At 54.9% G+C, this 18653-nt stretch carries 16 protein-coding genes and 1 tRNA gene; 8 read left to right on the forward strand and 9 right to left on the reverse strand.

Annotated elements, in window-relative coordinates; genetic code table 11:
• Position 1: 1 nt before the first annotated feature.
• The gene (locus MTP42_RS00170) at positions 2-781 is read left to right on the forward strand and encodes a sulfite exporter TauE/SafE family protein (protein WP_249257685.1); all 780 of its coding nucleotides are present in this window, start codon (positions 2-4) and stop codon (positions 779-781) included.
• 70 nt (positions 782-851) lie between these two features.
• Here MTP42_RS00170 and tig read toward each other — a convergent pair whose 3' ends face one another.
• Entirely contained in the window at positions 852-2147 is a 1296-nt protein-coding gene (tig, locus tag MTP42_RS00175; protein ID WP_249257686.1) for a trigger factor, read from the reverse strand.
• Positions 2148-2302: 155 nt separating this feature from the next.
• Here tig and sdaAB point away from each other — a divergent pair, with 155 nt between their 5' ends.
• The 3 genes from sdaAB (at position 2303) to MTP42_RS00190 (ending at position 4102) form a co-directional block, all read left to right on the forward strand.
• The gene (gene sdaAB, locus MTP42_RS00180; protein ID WP_097773071.1) at positions 2303-2986 is read left to right on the forward strand and encodes an L-serine ammonia-lyase, iron-sulfur-dependent subunit beta; all 684 of its coding nucleotides are present in this window, start codon (positions 2303-2305) and stop codon (positions 2984-2986) included.
• A 2-nt stretch (positions 2987-2988) separates the two neighbouring features.
• Positions 2989-3864, forward strand: coding sequence for an L-serine ammonia-lyase, iron-sulfur-dependent, subunit alpha (gene sdaAA / locus MTP42_RS00185; protein WP_156062332.1), 876 nt, complete (start codon positions 2989-2991; stop codon positions 3862-3864).
• A gap of 161 nt (positions 3865-4025) precedes the next feature.
• Positions 4026-4102, forward strand: a tRNA-Arg gene (locus MTP42_RS00190).
• Positions 4103-4348: 246 nt separating this feature from the next.
• Here the strand turns inward: MTP42_RS00190 and MTP42_RS00195 are convergent.
• From MTP42_RS00195 to MTP42_RS00220, 6 genes are all read right to left on the reverse strand, one after another.
• Entirely contained in the window at positions 4349-5749 is a 1401-nt protein-coding gene (locus MTP42_RS00195; protein ID WP_156062345.1) for a site-specific integrase, read from the reverse strand.
• Positions 5750-5763: 14 nt separating this feature from the next.
• Positions 5764-6069 (reverse strand): helix-turn-helix domain-containing protein, encoded by a 306-nt coding sequence (locus MTP42_RS00200; protein WP_154265843.1) that lies wholly within the window; start codon positions 6067-6069, stop codon positions 5764-5766.
• A 370-nt stretch (positions 6070-6439) separates the two neighbouring features.
• Positions 6440-7786, reverse strand: a complete 1347-nt coding sequence (locus MTP42_RS00205) for a DNA primase family protein (protein ID WP_112092014.1) — start codon at positions 7784-7786, stop codon at positions 6440-6442.
• Positions 7749-8204, reverse strand: a complete 456-nt coding sequence (locus MTP42_RS00210; protein WP_249257687.1) for a CHC2 zinc finger domain-containing protein — start codon at positions 8202-8204, stop codon at positions 7749-7751. Before MTP42_RS00210 ends, MTP42_RS00205 begins: the two co-directional genes overlap by 38 nt.
• A gap of 189 nt (positions 8205-8393) precedes the next feature.
• Positions 8394-9956, reverse strand: a complete 1563-nt coding sequence (locus MTP42_RS00215; RefSeq protein WP_249257688.1) for a relaxase/mobilization nuclease domain-containing protein — start codon at positions 9954-9956, stop codon at positions 8394-8396.
• Positions 9919-10365: a plasmid mobilization protein gene (locus MTP42_RS00220; protein WP_177802469.1), complete on the reverse strand. Its 447-nt coding sequence runs from the start codon at positions 10363-10365 to the stop codon at positions 9919-9921. The genes MTP42_RS00215 and MTP42_RS00220 overlap by 38 nt, the downstream gene beginning before the upstream one ends.
• A 908-nt stretch (positions 10366-11273) precedes the next feature.
• Between MTP42_RS00220 and MTP42_RS00225 the strand changes: the two genes are divergently transcribed.
• The 4 genes from MTP42_RS00225 to MTP42_RS00240 all read left to right on the forward strand — a co-directional run bounded on the left by MTP42_RS00225 (position 11274) and on the right by MTP42_RS00240 (position 16137).
• Entirely contained in the window at positions 11274-11954 is a 681-nt protein-coding gene (locus MTP42_RS00225; RefSeq protein WP_249257689.1) for a response regulator transcription factor, read from the forward strand.
• A 9-nt stretch (positions 11955-11963) separates the two neighbouring features.
• Positions 11964-13001, forward strand: a complete 1038-nt coding sequence (locus MTP42_RS00230) for a sensor histidine kinase (protein ID WP_249257690.1) — start codon at positions 11964-11966, stop codon at positions 12999-13001.
• Positions 13002-13102: 101 nt separating this feature from the next.
• Entirely contained in the window at positions 13103-13786 is a 684-nt protein-coding gene (locus MTP42_RS00235; RefSeq protein WP_112091974.1) for an ABC transporter ATP-binding protein, read from the forward strand.
• Positions 13783-16137 carry an ABC transporter permease gene (locus MTP42_RS00240; RefSeq protein ID WP_249257691.1) on the forward strand — a complete coding sequence of 785 codons (2355 nt, stop codon included), beginning with the start codon at positions 13783-13785 and terminating at the stop codon, positions 16135-16137. The genes MTP42_RS00235 and MTP42_RS00240 overlap by 4 nt, the downstream gene beginning before the upstream one ends.
• 73 nt (positions 16138-16210) lie before the next feature.
• On the opposite strand, the gene MTP42_RS00245 is transcribed toward MTP42_RS00240, so the two are convergent.
• Positions 16211-16459, reverse strand: coding sequence for a DUF6061 family protein (locus MTP42_RS00245; protein ID WP_249257692.1), 249 nt, complete (start codon positions 16457-16459; stop codon positions 16211-16213).
• A 454-nt stretch (positions 16460-16913) separates the two neighbouring features.
• Positions 16914-18623, reverse strand: coding sequence for a recombinase family protein (locus MTP42_RS00250; RefSeq protein ID WP_249257693.1), 1710 nt, complete (start codon positions 18621-18623; stop codon positions 16914-16916).
• Positions 18624-18653 lie beyond the last annotated feature (30 nt).

The following is an 18653-nucleotide window of genomic DNA, read 5'->3' on the forward strand; positions in this document are numbered from 1 at the left end:
GATGAACCTGCTGTTTACCATCATTGTTACCTTTTTTGCCGGAATGGGCGCGGGCCTGGGCACCGGCTTTGCGGGCATGAGCGCCGCCGCGGTCATCAGCCCGATGCTCATCACCTTCCTGGGGATGGACCCCTATATGGCGGTCGGCATTGCCCTTTCCTCGGATGTGCTGGCCAGTGCGGTGTCTGCCTACACCTACCACAAAAACAAGAACCTGGATATCAAGAACGGCCTGATTATGATGGCCAGCGTGCTGCTGTTCACCGTGGTGGGCAGCTGGGTGGCAAGCCTGGTGCCTTCCACCACCATGGGCAGCTTCTCGGTGTTTATGACATTCCTGCTGGGCATTAAATTCATCGTCAAGCCCGTTATGACCACCAAAGAAGCCATGCAGGGGGTCTCTGCTAAGAAGCGTGTCCTCCAGTCCATCGTCTGCGGTGTGGTCATCGGGATGATCTGCGGCTTTATCGGTGCCGGCGGCGGCATGATGATGCTGCTCATCCTGACCAGCGTGCTGGGCTACGAGCTCAAGACTGCCGTGGGCACCAGCGTGTTCATTATGACCTTCACCGCCCTGACCGGTGCGGTCTCCCACTTTACCATCGGCGGCGCACCAGACTGGACCGTGTTTATCCTCTGCGTCCTGTTCACCCTGCTGTGGGCCCGCATCGCCGCTGTCTTTGCCAATAAGGCCGATGCCAAGACCCTGAACCGTGCAACCGGCATCGTTCTGGTCGTGCTGGGCATCGTGGTCATGGGCTTCAATCTCCTGACAAAATAAACTGCAAAAGAAAAGAGCCTGTCTCCCGAAATTCCTTGGAGACAGGCTCTTTTTGTTGTACTTTGGAAAATTACTTTTCTTCGATGGTGGAGTGCTCGATCACCCAGTCGGCGGCGCGGCGGATAGCCTCGCTGCGCTGCATGGCGGGGATGTTGGCGTTGGCCTTGACCTCTTCCAGCGTTTTCTTGGTGCGGTCGGCGCGCTCCTGCAGGTTCTTGGTGATCTCCTCATCGGTGGGCACCAGACCCTCGTTCTGGGCGACCTGCAGCAGAGCCATCCGGGCGCGGGTGTTCTTCTCGGCGGCGGCGTGAACGTTGGCCGTGAAGTTCTCGCGGGTCTGGTGGATCTGGCTCAGGTAGCGGTCCAGGCTCATGCGCTGCATCTGGAGCTGCTGCTGGATGTTCTGCATCTCCTGCTGGTAGGTGCTCTCCACCAGAACGCTGGGGATCTCGCCCTCAGCGGCAGAGGCCAGCTGGGTCAACACCTGATCCTTGGCGCGGTTCAGGGCGCTGGCGTGCTTGCCGTCATGCAGCTGCTTGCGCACCTGCTCCCGGAACGCTTCCATGGTGTCCACCTTGCCCACCTTCTTGGCAAAATCGCTGTTCAGGGCGGGCAGCTGGCGGACGCAGACATCGATCAGCTTGATCTTAAAGACAACGGGCTTTCCGGCCAGGTCCTTGACGTGATAGCGCACCGGGAAGGTGACGTTGATCTCGAATTCCTCGCCGCCCTTGTGGCCCAGAATGCCGTCCTCAAAGCCGGGGATCATCCGGCCGCTGCCCAGCTGCAGGGTCTGGTTCTGTGCGGAACCGCCCTGGAAGGGCTTGCCGTCCAGCAGGCCCTCGTAATCGATGTGAACGATGTTGCCCTTGACGGCCGGGCCCTTGTGGGGCACCAGCTCGGCGGCAGCATTGCGGCGGCGCTCCAGCACGGCATCGATCTCTTTGTCGGTGACGGCGGGGGTCACGCACTCCACATGGAAGCCGGTGGTCTGGGTCAGGTTCAGCTCCGGCTGCAGCGGGGTGGTGGCGGTGGCTACAAAGCCCTCGTCCTTTTTAACGCTGACCAGGTCATAGCTGGGCTCATCCACCGCCTTGAAGCCGTGCTCGGCCATGGCGGCCTCGTACAGGGCAGGAACATCGCGATCCATCAGGTCGTTGATGGCATCATACCAGAACGTGTGCTCGCCGCGGTCGGCCTCGATCTGAGCACGGTCGGCCTCGCCCTTGGCAAAGCCCTTGATGGTGTAGCTGGCGCGGGTGCGCTCATACACCGCATTGGATGCGGTCTCCAGCTCCTCAGCCGTTGCGCTGAAGGTCATCTTGCAGACACTCTTTTCGGGAGTTTCCACGCTTACCAGTTTCATAGGAATCCAACCTCCGTGTTGCCCCCAAAGGAGCGATTTCAAACATTAATAAAGTTATTATAGCACAAGTGGGGCAAAAGCGGTATAATAAAAGAGAGAAAAAAGTGCGAAGCGGGCGATTTTTGCCCGGCGGAGCACGAAAGGATGTGCATCGGATGCGCTTGTTTGACGTTCTCGGGCCGGTTATGATCGGCCCCTCTTCCAGCCATACAGCGGGTGCCGCCCGGATCGGCTACACGGCCCAGAAGCTTCTGGGTGAGATCCCGGTGCAGGCGGATATCGGCCTGTATGGCAGTTTTGCCACCACCGGAAAGGGACATGGCACGGATAAAGCCCTGGTCGCCGGCCTGCTTGGCCTGCGGCCCGATGATCCCCGCCTGCCCGACAGCTTTGCCCTGGCCGCAGAGCAGGGCATGGCATTCCGGATCCATCCTGTGGAATTGCGCTCTGCGCACCCCAATACCGCTGTTCTCACCCTGACGGGCCGGGAGGGGCGGGTGCTTTCCATGAAAGCCGCTTCGGTGGGCGGCGGGCGCATCCGCGTGACCGAAATCGACGGCGTGCCCGCCGATTTCGGCGGCGACAGCAACACCCTGATCATTCACAATGAGGACACCCCCGGCTGCATCGCCGAGGTGACCACCTGCCTTGCCGTGCGCAGGATCAACGTTGCATCGATGCAGGTGTTCCGCGCAGGAACCGGCGGCTATGCCGTTATGGTGCTGGAGTGCGATTCCCACATCCCCCACCCGCTGGAACGGAAGCTGGCGACCCTGCCCGGCATCCTGAAGGTGACCTGCCTGAACATCGACGAGCCCGAAGAAGACGCGGAGGAATGACCATGTCCTTTTTATCCTGTGAAGAAATGCTGGCCGCTGCCCGCAGCCAGAACCTCTCCCTTGCCGAGGCCATCCTGCGCAGTGATCTGGCCGAGAGCCGCCTGACCGAAGAGGCCAGCCGCCATGCCATGCATCACCTGTGGCATGTGATGGAGGCCACCAGCCGGGATTATGACCCTGCTCAGCGCAGCCGCAGCGGCCTGTCCGGCGGCGATGCCGCCAAGGTGGAACAGGCCCATCAGGCGGGCAGAAGCTATGGCGGGGATTACCTTGCTGAGGTGACCGCCGAAGCCCTCAAGACCGCTGAGTGCAACGCCTGCATGAAACGGATCGTTGCTGCCCCCACAGCGGGCAGCTGCGGTGTGCTACCGGCGGTACTGCTTCCCCTTGCCCGTGCAGGCGAGGCCGATGAAGAAGCCATCTGTGATGCCCTCTATGTGGCCGCAGGCTTCGGGCAGGTCATCGCCGCCCGGGCCACTCTGGCCGGTGCCGAGGGAGGCTGTCAGGCTGAGGTGGGAGCCGCCAGCGCCATGGCCGCCGCCGCCCTCTGCCACCTGAAGGGCGGCACGCCGGAGCAGTGCGCCGCCGCTGCCGCTATGGCACTGGGCAACCTGCTGGGCTTGGTCTGCGACCCTGTGGCCGGTCTGGTGGAGGTGCCCTGCATCAAGCGCAATGTTGTTGGCGCCGTGAACGCCGTTTCCTGCGCCAATATGGCGCTTGCGGGGGTGGATTACGCCATCCCCTGCGATGAAGTCATCGATGCCATGGGCCGCGTGGGCAGTCTGCTCTCCCCTGATCTGCGGGAGACCGGCCAGGGCGGCCTTGCCGCAACGCCGACCGGTGTCCGCATCGCCGAGCGTCTGGCAGAGGAAGCCTGAGGTTTGCGCGAAGAATTACGAAGAATACTGAAAAAAACGAAAAGACGTACTTTTCTGTGCGGAAAAATAAAAAACGAAAATAAAATCAAAAAATCCGCAAAAAACTGTTGACAAACCCCGCCCTGCGTGATAAAATACATCTTGTTCCGACCGGAACGTATGCGTTGGTAGCTCAGCTGGATAGAGTGACTGACTACGAATCAGTAGGCCGGGGGTTCGAGTCCCTTCCATCGCACCAGAAAATGCCGTGAAATCGAAAGATTTCATGGCTTTTTTGTTTTTCTGGCAGAGTCTGCACACTTTTGCACATCTCCTGCACACTTTACAAAAAAGCCATGAACTCTTTGCATCGCTTGCACAGCGTGTATTTCGCTGCACAAAAATTAAGCTTGTCGGGGCGAGGCCCCTCCATCTTGCTTACGCAAGACCGCTTTGTTGCTTAAAAGCCCCACTGGGGCTTTCATTGCTTCGCAAACGCAAATTTTTACGCGAAGAGCACCCGCGTCAGCTCGCGGCGCTCCTCTGCGTCCATCTGCCGGATGGCTTCAAGGATCATTTTACCCGTGATTTTTGTTGCCACCGGCGTTTTGTTTTCCGGGGGTTCCTGCGGCTTTGCACCTGCCACATCCTGCGTGTAGAAGTCGGCTTCGATCTTCTCGGTTAACTCCAACCGGGGTTTGTCCTGCGTGTGGGCGTAGGTGTCCATTAGGACGGTGGCGGTTGCATGGCCGGTGTTGCCCTGCACCGATTTGAAGTCACCGCCAGATTGCAGCAGCTGGTAGGTGGCACTGGAGTGGCGCAGACCGTGGAACACGATCTTCTCAAACTCCGGGTGCTCTGCCCGCCACATACGATACCACTTGGTCAGAACGTCCGGGGCAATGGGTAAGCCGTCTGGTAAGCGGAACAGCTGACCGCAGTTGCTGTACTTTTCCGGGGCGCTCTGCTCGTCCTGCTTCATCTTTTCCAGCCATGCCAGAAGCTCCTCTTTCAAGGGCTTGGTCATGTACAGGATGCGGTTGGACTTTTTGGTCTTAGTCCGCTTGAGGATCAGCGAGGACTTGCTCCCCTCCCGTCTGTCCGGGAAGGTGTGGTAGATCTGGGTAGGATCAATCTTGGACAAGGCGACCTTGTCGGCACGCTGCAGGGCTTTGTTCACTGAGATGGTTCCCCGTCCGTCTGCTGCATCAAAGTCGAGGTCTCCCGGCTGCAAGCCGAGGATCTCACCCTCTCGCAAGGAGAGGATCATGCTCATGTGCACCGCCAGATGCAGGGCGGGGTTTTCGATGGTCTGCAGCGCCGCCAACATGGTGCGCTCATCCCAGATGGTGCGTTCTTCGGTGTTGATCTTGGGGGCTTCACGGGGAGTAGGTGACTTGTGGATCAGATCCCAGTCAACGGCATACGAAAAGGCGGTCTTCAGGAGCGTGTGGACTTCGTGAATGGACGTGCTGGATAACAGCCGTTTCTTCTGATTTTCTGTCAGCTCCTGCTTTTCGCCGTGAACGTACTGGCCGCAAGGGGTCTGGCTCAGGGTGGCGTAGAACTGCTCAATGTCGTAGGTGCGGAGGTCTTGCACCTTCCGCTTTCCGATATACGGCACGATGAGGTTCTGCACCATCGCCACAGATTGGGTGTAGGTCTTGGGAGACCACTTGTGTTTGCTGGACTGAATGGGGATCCACTTGTACAGCATCTCCTCGACCGTCATGGTGTCGGGCACGAGGAAGGTGCCATCCAGCAGTTCCTTCTCCACCGTGATCTTGCGCTCCTGCGCTTCGGCCTTGGTCTTGAAGGTTTCCCAGCCCTTGCAGGGCTTGCCAGCATGATCTTTGTAGTTGTATCGGACGGAATACGTGTTGCCACGTTTCATAATAGATGCCATAGATGTTCCCTCCCTCAGACCGCTGCAAACCAATCATCGAAGCTCTGCTTGCTTACCCGGATGCTGGTACCAAGGCGGATCACCTTGAAATCTTTCGTGGTGTTGCACAGATTGTACGCAGCACGGTTGGAGATCGCCAACAGTTGGGCAATCTCTTCCACCCGGTAAACGAGCGGGGCGTGTCGGACGGTTTTTCTGGTCTGATCAGAAGGTTCTACGGCAGGGTTTTCGGACAATTTCATTGTAGGGGATTCGGGCGCGATTTTCAAGTCCTCACGGGTCAGTTTGGCGGAATTTTTGCGGACATTCGTCATAGGCATGTCTCCTTTGCACTTCTCCAGACCCGGTGCAGCTCCGGTTGAGCTGCACCCTTGTGGGCCGGTAAATATGTAAGGGCCTGCCGCTCCTGACCCGAAGCAGCAGCCCAAAAAAGTGCGAGAACTTGAATTTACGCGCCCCACGCGCCCCAAACCACACAAAAGTACCTTCCTGTGCTGATTTTACAGGGCGCATGGCTGAATTGTATGCGCCCTTTTGGGGCGCATCTTGCCTTCTCTCCCGCCCCGAAGGGCGTGTTGCCGCCCCGCATCCGCCCGAAAGGGCGATACGCGCCCTAAGAAAACAGCGATAACAAGTCGAAACCACTGATTTAGGGCGCGTGGGGCGGGAGAATTTCACTTTTCGTGTGTTTTATGCCGCAGCAAAGGCGGGGTGGACGCATACGCCCCGGAAGCCGCGGTACTTTCCCTCGATGTGCTTGGAAAAGGTCAGGCCATACTTCCCTGCATTTTTCAGCAGGAACTGGCTGAACTTCTTTTGCGGAACAGGCGATTCCAGATTATCCTCGCACCACTTGGTGTAGGCGCGGTAGAGATAGGTGGAGCGTTCCTCGGTGTCGGGCTTGAAGCGGACATACGCACTGGCCTGCATGAACTGGGTCAGGTTATCGCTGTCCGCCATGGCTGCTTCGAGGTTCTGGATGGAACGCTCGCTGATGGTGAACTGATAGCGGTTTGCCAGCAGACGGTGTAACCCCTCCAGCATCCACAGCAGGATGCCGGGACGCTCCTCGGATAACTCTTCGATGAGGAAGGGATTATCCACTCGGGCAGGGTCACGGTCTTTCACCGTGATGAGGATCTGTCTGCGCCAGAAGCCGTCGCTGTCATCGTGAGCGGCCACAAGGTTGCCATTGCCGAAGCAGATGAAACGAACGTACAGCAGACCTTGGACAGCCTGCTTGTTCTTCCGCTCGATGCACAAACGATCCTCGGCGGTGACGATGGACTTGATGTTCCGGGTTTCGGGCAAAGCCACCATGTTCAGGTCGTCATCGACCATGACCAGCTTGTACTCCAGATTTGCACTGGCAAAGCGGTTCGTTTCGATGCGGAGGATGGATTCGGAGTGAGAGGCTTCCCCGAACAGCTTCTTCAGCAGCAAGCCGATGCGGGATTTTCCCTCGCCGCCCTTGCCGGTCATGACCAGCATCTTCTGCGCCTTGGTAGACGGGATCAGAAGATAGCCGAGGTATTCCTGCAAGGTCAGAATGTCCTCCGGGATGAGCAGACCGTCCAGAAATTCCAGCCACTTGGTCGGTGCGGGGGCATCGGGCTGGTATTCCACGGGGAGCCGGTTCAGGCAGAGTTCCTTTTCCGGCACAAATCCCCGCTCGTCCAGAAAGTAGGTTCCGTTCTGGAGATGGATGCGGTCAAGCTGGGGTTTCCATTCAGGGGTATAGGTTTCGATACGGAGTGCGTCCAGAACCTGCTTCTCCTTCTTGGCAAGGTTGTCGAGCACAAAGTCACGGAGGTCGCTGTGGACTTCGTAGAGCAGTGCGTCCTCGTCTACCTCGCCGTTCTGGTCGAACAGCTTCTGTTTCAGGCACATCATGGGGTGTTTCTCTAAAAGGTACTGGCAGTAAGCGGTTTCACGCACTTTGCCCTTACTGTCTACCCAAGGGCATTCACATTCTTCCTCTTCTTCCAGTTCGTCCTCATCACGCCAATCTTCGTTCCTCTTTTTCCAGTCGCTCATGCAATCCCTCCCAATACTTCCGTAGCTCGTTTTCGGTCTGCGGGTCCGGGAGCACCGAACAGTCCAGATAATATTCAACGATGTCAAGGTTCTTTATCGCTTCAAGAAAGCAGGGGTGAAGTTCTTCTGTGGGTGACTGCGGTGCATATCGGACCCGCCAACGCTGCAGACAGCGGTAATAGTCCAGCAGCTGCTGCCGAACGGTGGGCGGTCTGCGGGGAGCAAGCCGCACCTTGCCGTCGGCAAGTGCCATGCCAAAGTCCTCCTTCAACTTTTCCACAGCCTTGTAGGGAGAAAGTTGAAAAAGTCTGCCGACAAAATCGATCACATCGCCATCTACCTGACAGGCGAAACAGTGGAAACGGCTGTCCACCTTCATGCTGGGGTGTTTATCCCCGTGGAAGGGGCAGCACATCATACCGTTCCGGTTTACGGCGAAGCCGTACAGCTCCGCTGCCTGCCGGGTCGAGATGGCGTTCTTTACGTCCGAAAAGACAGAGGTGCTACCCTCCGTCCCAATGGGCGGGGTACAGGCGAAAGGACGAAGCCCGGTGAGGGGCGTGGGTGAGGTTGGGTTTATTCACACATCGATCCGTCAGAGTGTTGTTCATTTGACCTCCTGCTGCGGTACGGCGTGGTTGCGCTCTTCCTTGCGGAAGAAGGCTTCCACGTTCTGTTGTGCGGTGCGGAGTTCACGCAGTTCGATCTGCGCTTTCTTGTAGCGGGTGTAGAACCCGTTTTTCTCCGAGGAAAGGGTCTGATATTCGGCATCCAGCTTTTTGAGGTCCGGCAGTGTCCTGAGCCCGTTGGCCTTGAAATAGGCGCAAGCGGCCTCGTACACGGCAAGCTCTGCACGGTGCTGCTCCTTGAACTTGGCGGAGTTCCGCACAGTCTGGAGCTTCTGTGCAAGAGGCTTGTACTGCCGATAGACCACAAGATGCCCGCGCAGCTCCTTGAGGGAGACCATGCGGGCATCCAAGTCTTTGACCACCGCCAGTGCATCGTCGTGCTGGGTTTGCAGTTCGGCAATGCGCTGGTGCAGGGCATCTTCGCTGAGTAGCTTTTTCTCCTGCAAGAGACACAGGGTCTGCGACCAGCGTTTGAGGTTGAACTTTTTCGCCCAACGCTCATAGCCGATGCCCTTGCCCGCAGCAATGTTCGCCTGAATGTCAACCAGTTTCCTGATCTTATCCGGCTTCTTCTCGCTGCTGGGCTGGATGATGGCGGCAAGCTGGATGTTCTGGGAGAGGGCGGTCAGCACCTGTTCCTTTTCCAGCTTCTTGCTCAGTTTCTTGGCGGTGATGAACTTTGTCCGACCGGGCGGGCAGTAGCTCAACCGCCCTCGGCTCTCTTTCACGGCGATGCCGTGTTCCTGCATGAGCAATGCAGAAAATTCCTCGAAGGTGGTGGTCTTGTTCAGCACAGCGTAGATCTGCTTTCGCAGCTTGTCCAGCTCGGTCTGGTAGACGGTCTGGGTGGGCTGCTGCCCTTCGGCGGCAAGTTTGGCGTTGGCATGGTCGAGGCGGCGTTGTCCGCGCCGCTGCGCCCAATACTCGCGCTCCGAAACATGGTCGCCTTGGGCTTCCAGCAAATTGATCTGGTTCAGATCGGCTTGCTTGCACATCTCCATGACAGCGACACGGAGGTGCCGGAGCATGGCAGAGGTGCAGCGGTGCTTCTTGCCCGCTTCCCAGTCGCACGGCTTGTCCATGAAGGGTTGCCGTTCCACGGTGCGGACGCGCAAGCTGCCGATGACGATGTGGACGTGGATATTCCCGGCACTGTTGTGACCGTCCGGGTGGGTGCAGACGATGGCGGGATGACCGGGGAAGTTGTCCTTGCAGAACTGCAAGCCAAGGGCTTGTGCCTTCTCCATGGTCAGGCCGTTCTCTACTGCGTCCTTCGGGTCGAAGCTCACAATGTAGTGATGGGTCTTCACGTCCTCCCGCCCGCCGTTCTTGCCGTACTTGCGGTTGGCAATCAGGCAGGCCATAGCAAACGAGGATTCGCCGCACTCAAGGGTGTCGAGCAGGTACGAATCCCGCAGCTTGGGTCTGCCCTTCTCGTCCAGAATGGGCAGACCGGTGTACTCGTTGTGCTGAAAGGTGAGATAACTTTCGGCGGCGGCATAGTTAGAGTTCTTCGAGCTTAAATGCTTGATGGTTGCCATACAGTTCACCAACCGTTTCTTCGGCTTTCAGCCGAAAGTTCGTGAGTGCGGACAGTTCCTCCAGAATTTGCGCCCGGAGCTGCTCGGTGTCTTTGCCGCCGGAGTTGAAGTGCCGTGCAAGCTGGTTGAGGTTGCTTCCCACCTTGCTGCACTGAGCAGACAAGGCGGCAAGCGCCGCCAGTGCATCCTCGCCGCCCTGCGCCACCACAACGGTGTGCTTGACGTTTACGCCGTACAGGACACGGCGGACGAGTTCGGACTGGGTGAGGTGGAGTTCTTTGCAGGCGTATGCGATCCGCAGTTTTTCTTCTGCGGTCACTCGGACTTTGATGATGTGTGTCTTTCGTTTTCGCGGCGTGTCATTGCGGTTCTTCTTTGCGTGTACGTTCGGACTTTTCATTTCAGTCATATTCGACCTCCTGTGAAAATGATAAATGCCCACTCCGGGATGGAGAGGGCTATGTAATGCGACACGCCGCTTTCGCACCAACGGTGCGAAGCTAGAGCAGGGTTTGGGGAAGGCACTCCCCAACAAGGATGACTGAGTGGACAGCAATTTTTCAAGCATTGAAAATTTGTGGCCACAGGTCGATACTTGCTTTCGCCCTTTCCGTGCAACACTGAAAATTTCAGAAGTCGAACCGCAATGCACGTTGAAAATTTTGCAGAGCAAAACGTGTGAAAAGGCAAAGCCCCTGCTCATGGTCACCGTTCACACCGAACGCAGTTCCTACCCCTGTTTTGCAGCGGCGTTGTCCGGCTCGCCCACAGAAAGCGTGAGGTCATGGCGCAGTATCTCGTTCAGACGGCTTATGTAGGATTCAAGGTACAGTATGAAGAAAGCCGGACGCAGTGCGGACACTACAACCTGCTTCTTTCAAGCACAAGAATAACACTTTACGGTTGTACAGTCAACAACCAAAAACAAATTTTGGAAGATTGAACAACTACATAAGATTTTATTTGTGAAAAAGAAAAATACCGCCCACGCAGCGCAGCGATGATTTTGTCGGGTGAAACGGCGGCAAAATAGATCGGGTGTGTTGCGGGGCGGTAAAAATCTTCATGGGGAATAAATCCTCGCCGCTCTGTACTTTTCTACAAAATTGGTGGGATTTGCGATAAAGAGTATCATGGATTGCGGAGCGCGTCAAGATGGTTTTGCAAGTTTTATTGCAGTAAAGCGGTGATAGTAGGACTTATATTTAACACACGGCAAGAAACAATTTCCGTTTCGCACATTGTAATGTTCGCAGAAAAAACTTATAATGCTTTTGAACCTGTAGGACACACAAAACGCAGAAAAGAGAGGGAATCATGAGAAAACTGTTCCTTTTGGAAGATGATCTGAGCCTGATCAGTGGGCTGACCTTTGCATTTAAGAAACAGGGCTTTGCACTGGATACAGCCCGGACGCTGGCAGAAGCCGAGGCGCTGTGGTCAGACAGAAAATATGACCTGCTGGTGCTGGATGTTTCCCTGCCGGATGGCTCTGGCTTCGATTTCTGCCAGAAGGTGCGGCGCACATCCAACGTGCCGATTCTGTTCCTGACTGCTTCGGATGAGGAAATGAATATCATCATGGGACTGGAACTGGGCGGGGATGATTACCTGACCAAGCCGTTCAAGCTGGGTGTCCTGTTGTCGCGGGTCAATGCACTGCTTCGCCGTGCAAATGCGTCCAGCGCAGGAGAACCCGTACTGGAATCGGGCAGCATCACCGTCCGGCTGTTGCAGGGGCAGGCATACAAAAACGGAATCTTGCTGGAACTGACCGGCGCAGAGTACAAGCTGCTCTGCTTCTTTATGCAGCATCCGAATGCTGTGCTATCCAAGGAACAAATTCTGGATGCACTGTGGGACTGCGATGGGGATTACATTGACAGCAGTGCCTTAACAGTGTATATCCGGCGGCTGCGGATGAAGATCGAGGACGACCCCGGCAAACCGCAGATGCTGCTGACTGTCCGCGGCATGGGCTATAAATGGAATGGGTAAAGGTGCCGTATGAAAGTATTCGCAAACCGGGAGATCCGAAATTTGTTCCAAGCCGTGCTGGCGGTCTGGGCGGTGGCATTGGCTCTCACGCAGGGCATCGTATGGCATACGACGCATGTATTTTCTTTCGCGTTACTGTTGGTTTTTCTTCTGTTGGGCGGCTGTCTCTGGGGCGTGCTTTTTCGCTATTTCCAAAGGCAGAGCGCGCTTCTGGAACAGGCAGTTCAGCAAATCCAAAGCTGTCTGGATGGCAACCCGGATGCACGACTGGACTGCGACCGGGAGGGAGAATTTTACCGTCTGTTTCACTCCGTTAATGCATTGGCGGCAGTTCTGAGCGCACACGCAGACAACGAGCAACGGGAGAAGCGTTTTTTGAAAAATACCATTGCAGATATTTCGCACCAGCTCAAAACACCGCTGGCGGCGTTGAATATCTACAACGGTCTGCTTCAGGACGAAGCTGTTTCGCCGTCGGAGGTCAAAGAGTTTGCAGACCTGTCCGAACAGGAGTTGGACCGCATCGAAACGCTGGTGCAGAATCTGCTCAAAATCACCCGGCTGGATGCCGGTTCGGTCGTCTTGGAGAAGAAAAACGAAAATGTTGCTGAAATGGTGCAGGATATCGCGCGGCAGTATCACTATCGTGCCAAGCAGGAACAGAAAAAGCTTATTCTGTCCGGCTCAGAGGCGGTTACACTTTGGTGCGACCGTGACTGGATGCAGGAAGCTGTGGACAATCTTGTAAAGAATGCCCTTGACCACACAAAGAGCGGAGATACGATTCAGGTAGAGTGGAATGCACTGCCGTCCATGGTTCAGATCAAAGTGCGCGACAACGGCAGTGGCATCCACCCGGAAGATTTGTACCATATCTTCAAACGGTTTTATCGCAGCCGCTTTTCACAGGATACACAGGGCATCGGGCTGGGTCTGCCGCTGGCAAAAGCCGTTGTGGAAGCCCATCACGGCACCATTGAAGTAGACAGCGAGCTGGGAAAGGGCACGACCTTTACTCTGAATTTTCCGATTCCTACAAAATTGTAGGCTGCGTGTAGGCTTGCAGTAAGGTTGACGTGCTATCCTTTTCTGCACAGACAGAGATCATCCGTCTGAATCGAAGGAACCTGCAAAGTGAGGGATACACTATGGAACTATTAGAAGTCAACCATCTCTGCAAGACCTACGGCAGCGGAGAAACCGCTGTCCATGCGCTGAAAGATGTTCGCTTTTCAGTGCCGAAAGGCGAATATGTGGCGGTCGTTGGCGAATCCGGCTCCGGCAAAAGCACCCTGCTCAACCTGATTGGTGGACTGGATACGCCGACTTCCGGCAAGGTGCTGATTGATGGCAAGGATGTTTTTGCCATGAAAGACCGGGAGCTGACGATCTTCCGCCGCCGCAATATCGGTTTTATCTTTCAGGCATTCAACCTCATCCCGGAACTGACCGTAGAACAGAACATCCTGTTCCCGGTGCTGCTGGACTACCAAAAGCCGGACAGGGCATATCTGGAAGAACTGCTGACCGTGCTGAATCTGAAAGACCGTCGGAAGCATCTGCCAAGTCAGCTTTCCGGTGGGCAGCAGCAACGGGTAGCCATTGGCCGCGCCCTGATGACCCGCCCTTCCCTGATTTTGGCGGATGAGCCGACCGGCAATCTGGACACCCAGAACACCAGCGAGGTCATTGCCCTGCTAAAAGAAACATCCCGGAAATACGAGCAGACCATCCTGATGATCACCCACAACCGCAGCATTGCGCAGACGGCAGACCGGGTGTTGCAGGTATCGGACGGCTGCCTGACCGATTTTGGGAGGTGCCGGGAATGAGCAGCACAGAAATGAAAAGCTATCTGAGCCTGATCCCGATTTCTGCCAAGGTACGCAGACGGCAGAACCGCATGACGATTTTGTGCATCGTCCTTGCGGTGTTTCTGGTCACGGCGGTGTTCAGTATGGCAGATATGGCGATTCGGATGGAAACCTCAAACCAGCTGAACAAAAACGGAAACTGGCATATCATGGTAAAGGATATCTCCCCTGAAACAGCCGCAGAGCTTGCCGCACAGGAGGATGTTGCTGCATTTTCGGCGTATAGCGACATCAACGCTTCCCTTACGGAAAACTACTTTGCCGGAGATAAACGTGCCGCACTGGTAGGAGCAGATGATGCAATCCTTCAAATCTTTCCGGGAATGCAGTGCAGCATTGCCCCGGCGGATGGCGAAGTGCTCGTGACAGCAAACATCCGGGATTGGCTGGATGTTACGGTCGGTACAGCGATTCCGCTGACGCTCCCGGATGGACAGACCATTTCGCTTACTGTCGCAGGTTTCAATGAGGATACCTCCGATGCGAACCAGTATGATGCTGTTGTGCTGGTGATGAACCGCAGTACATTTTCTCAGATTGCCGCACAGGTAGAAGAATCCTTTGAAACACAGTATTTCATCCAGTTCAAGCCACGTACCAATTTGCGGCAGTCCATTGTGAACATCGAAAACAAGTACGGAATTTCAGAAGAAAAAATCTCCGAAAATACTTACCTGATGGCGTTGAACGCAAGCAGCAACAACGATTATATTGTAGGCTTATATGCGGTAGCGGCTGTGTTGGCTGGCATGGTCGTCCTTGCCGGAATTTTTATGATCACAGGCAGCATCAACAGCAATGTAGCGCAGCGTACCAGCTATTATGGAATGCTGCGTTGTCTTGGGGCAGGAAAAAATCAGGTTCGGATGCTTGTCCGGCTGGAAGCTCTTTTCTGGTGTAAAACTGCTGTTCCAGCAGGATGTGTGCTGGGAATCGTTTCCACATGGGGATTGTGTTCCTTTCTGCGTAGATTTATCGGCGAGGAGTTCAGCTCTTTACCAGTGCTTGGCATCAGCCCGGTCGGTATTATCTGTGGTTCCGCGCTGGGACTTATCACGGTTTGGTTCGCGGCATCTTCTCCGGCACGGCGGGCGGCAAAAGCTTCTCCGATCACAGCAGCAACTGGGAATGCGGTGGAAAATGCAGCGGCTTCTCCGTGTCATGCTCGGTTGTTTGGAAGTCGTGCAGAGCTTTCTTTGGGCGTGAGCCATGCAATCTCATCCAAAAAGAACTTGCTTCTGATGACAGGTTCCTTTGCGTTAAGCATTCTCCTGTTTTTGAGCTTTTCGGTTTTGCTTCGATGGGTTGGATTTGCGCTGAATCCGTTGCAGTCCTACGCACCGGACTTATCGGTGGCTGAAACATCCGGGCAAAATGTCCTTGACCCGGTGCTGGTGGAGCAGCTGGAAGCTCTGCCGGAAGTCAAACACGCATTCGGGCGGATGTATTGCCCGCTCCCGGCGGAATATCAGGGAAAACAGGGGTCCATCGACCTGATTTCATACGATACGATACAGTTTGGCTGGGCGAAAAAAGACCTGATTGGCGGAACCCTTCCGCAGGAGCCGGAGGATGGCACATACCCTGTGCTGACGGTATTCGACAAAAGCAACTCCCTGACCGTGGGTGATACCATTCAGCTGGAGGATGCAAAGCTCACAGTTGTGGGTGTATTGAACGACAGCCCGTTCAGTAGTACCGATTCCCCGATTGTTATCTGCACCGAAGAAACCTTCCATCAGCTGACCGGGCAAAACCGCTATGCGGTGATCGATATTCAACTAAAAGATACCACAGCAGACGCAGCCATTGCACAAATACACACCCTGCTGAGCGACACGTTAAACAAGCAGGTTGTTTTTTCCAACCGAATCGAAGGAAATCGGATGATACAAAGCACCTACTGGGCGTTCCATCTGGTGGTCTATGCGTTTCTCATCGTGATTGCAGGAATCACCATTCTGAACATCATCAACAGCATTTCCATGAGCGTGTCGGCACGAATGAAGCAGTATGGCATCCTGCGTGCCATCGGGATGGATGATGCACAGCTGAAACGCATGATCTCTGCCGAAGCTGGCACCTATGCGGTGTCCGGTCTTGTGGTGGGCATTGCGCTGGGTCTTGTGCTGAATCGGAAGCTGTATATCCTGCTCATCACCCATTATTTCGGTGCAGCGTGGCAGATGCCGTGGGGCTGTCTTGCCGTGATTGTCGCAGTCGTGCTGGCGGCTGTGGTGCTGGCAGTATATAACCCGGTCAGGCGAATCCTCATGCAGCCCATTACTGCAACCATCAGTGAATTATAAGCCAGAACAACAGATGCCCACCAGCTTATGGCGAAAACCATAGGTCGGTGGGCATCGTGTTCTTTATAAGGGCTTAATCTTCCGGTCTGCCGTGGTCGCAGCCAAGCGACAGATAACGCTCCATCTCCCCTCTCAGCACCATCTGTGCATACTCCAAGGGCTTGTTGTAGAGCAGCCAGTCCAGCTCTGCCCGCTGTGCCGGGGTGTTGCCGTACTCATCCTCGACGGCGATGCAGTCGATGGCAAGAGTGGTGCCATCTGCGAACCGGGCTTCCACCCGGTTGGTGTCCATATTGTAGCGGCAGGAAAGCAGTTTATTCATGGTGAACCTCATTTCTATATCAAATGGTGTCTGTTCGGATGTCCTAAACCCTGCCATAGAACCGATGTGTTATGTGAGATTGTTGTCGGGACAAAACTGGAAGATTATGCGTGATAAATACCGTTGAAATCCAGCTTTTGGGGCTGTGCGAAACAGCCTGTTTTGCCGGGCTGATTTTGGCTCTGCACACTTTTGCACATTTTCTGCACATCGCAAGGATGGATAACAGGTGCAAAGACGTGCAAGCAATGCAAAGAATGCAATAGAATAACAACAGCAAAATAACGGTGATTCGATTAAAATAACGTTTTAACGTCAAATGATGAAATGGACAAAATGTGCCATTCGGTTCCTACGAATCAGTAGGCCGGGGGTTCGAGTCCCTTCCATCGCACCATGACGAATGTTCTTACAGCATTTAGCTGTCAAAGAACATTCGTCATTTTTTTATTTGCTAAATAGCGACATCACAGGGGGCGTAGTTCACAACCACGCCTTTTCTTGTATTCACCGATACATCGGGTGTCGGTAAAGGAAGTGCGCTTGGAATCTCGATGGTGCCCACGCAGTTGTAGTGAATGCGGAGCCGCTGCTCCCATACACCATTGACCTTTTCTGCATTGAACACTTCGATTTTTTCCACCAGTTCATTCAGCATCCGGGGTGTCAGCTTTTTTGCTCTGGTGTACTTGCGAACCAGACTGATGAACATATCCGTTGTCATAGTACGGCTGCTCTGCTTTTCGATTTCGGAGCGGAGCTGTTTGATTTTCTCGGTCAGCTCCTTTTGCTCGTCCTCATATCTCCGGGACATTCTGGAAAAGCGTTCGTCAGAGATTTTGCCGGAAACATTGTCCTCATAGATGCGCTCAAAGAGGCCGTCCAGTTCTTCATCACGGGCAAGAAGTGTTTTCAACTCTTTTTCTTTCAGCTTGCGGTCGGTTTCATCCGCCTGCTGGGAGTGCCCGATAACAGCTTTCAGGAAGTCGTCCTCGTAGAGGCTGGCAAACTTGGTCAGCCGCCGAATCTCGCCCAGCACCACTTCTTCCAGAAAGTCTACCCGGATGTAGTGGGTGGATTGACAGGTACCACGGTTGCCCTTGTAGTTGGAGCAGTTGAAATACTTGATTTCCGGGTTGCCCTGATTGAAGTGGAAGTGCAGATTGCAGCCGCAGTCTGCGCAGACAAGCAGGCCGGAGAACATATTGTGTTCTCCGTTGCTGGTACGGCGTTTGCGCATCTTTCCACGCTTCTGCTGTACCTGTTCAAACACGGCACGTTCAATAATGGGTTCGTGAACATCTTGGAACACTGCCCAATTTTCCGGGTCGTTATGAATCCGCTTTTTGTTCTTGTAGGACTTGGAGTAGGTTTTGAAGTTCAGAATATCCCCGCAATACTCCTGCTGATACAGAAGATGGGTAATCGTGGAGCCATTCCACTTGGTGGCGGGGCGCGTCTTGGTCTTTCCGGGACGGCCGATGCCTTTCTGAATCCAGTAGGCCTGCGGCGTCAGGATGCCTTCCTTTTCAAACTGGGTGGCAATCTGTTCTGTGCCGAAGCCCTCCAACGTCATATCAAAAATGCGCCGGACAACTTGTGCAGCTTCTTCATCAATGACCCAATGCTTGGGATTGTTCGGGTCCTTGATATATCCATAGGGAGGAAGTCCCATCGGTTCGCCGGAGTTGCCTTTGATTTTATTACTGATACGGCGTTTCTTGCTGATGTCGCGGGCATACCACTCATTGAACAGGTTTCGGATGGGTGCCAGTTCGTTTTCTCCCTCGGCCGTGTCGATGTTGTCCGAAACGGCAACAAGTCGGATGTCATGGTCCGGGAAAAATTCTTCTGTCAGCCGCCCGACCTCAATATAGTTTCGGCCCAGACGGGAAAGGTCTTTGACGAACACAGCAGAGGCTTTTCCTTGTTCAAGCTGCTGCATCATTTCAACGAAACCGGGACGGTTCATGGTCACGCCGGAAATGCCATCATCCAGAAAGTGAACTAGATTGGTGTAGCCTTTTTCCTTTGCAACTTTGGTGAGCAGTTTCTTTTGGTTGCCGATGCTGTAACTCTCGCCCTCCAAATTATCATCACGGGAAAGACGCTCATAGAGAAAAGCGGTTGCTTCACGGGATTTCTTGTTACTCGACTGTTTCATACTCGCTCCTTTCTTGGGACAGTCGAATAG

It is taken from the genome of Faecalibacterium sp. I2-3-92, assembly GCF_023347315.1.
Lineage (GTDB): Bacteria > Bacillota > Clostridia > Oscillospirales > Ruminococcaceae > Faecalibacterium > Faecalibacterium duncaniae.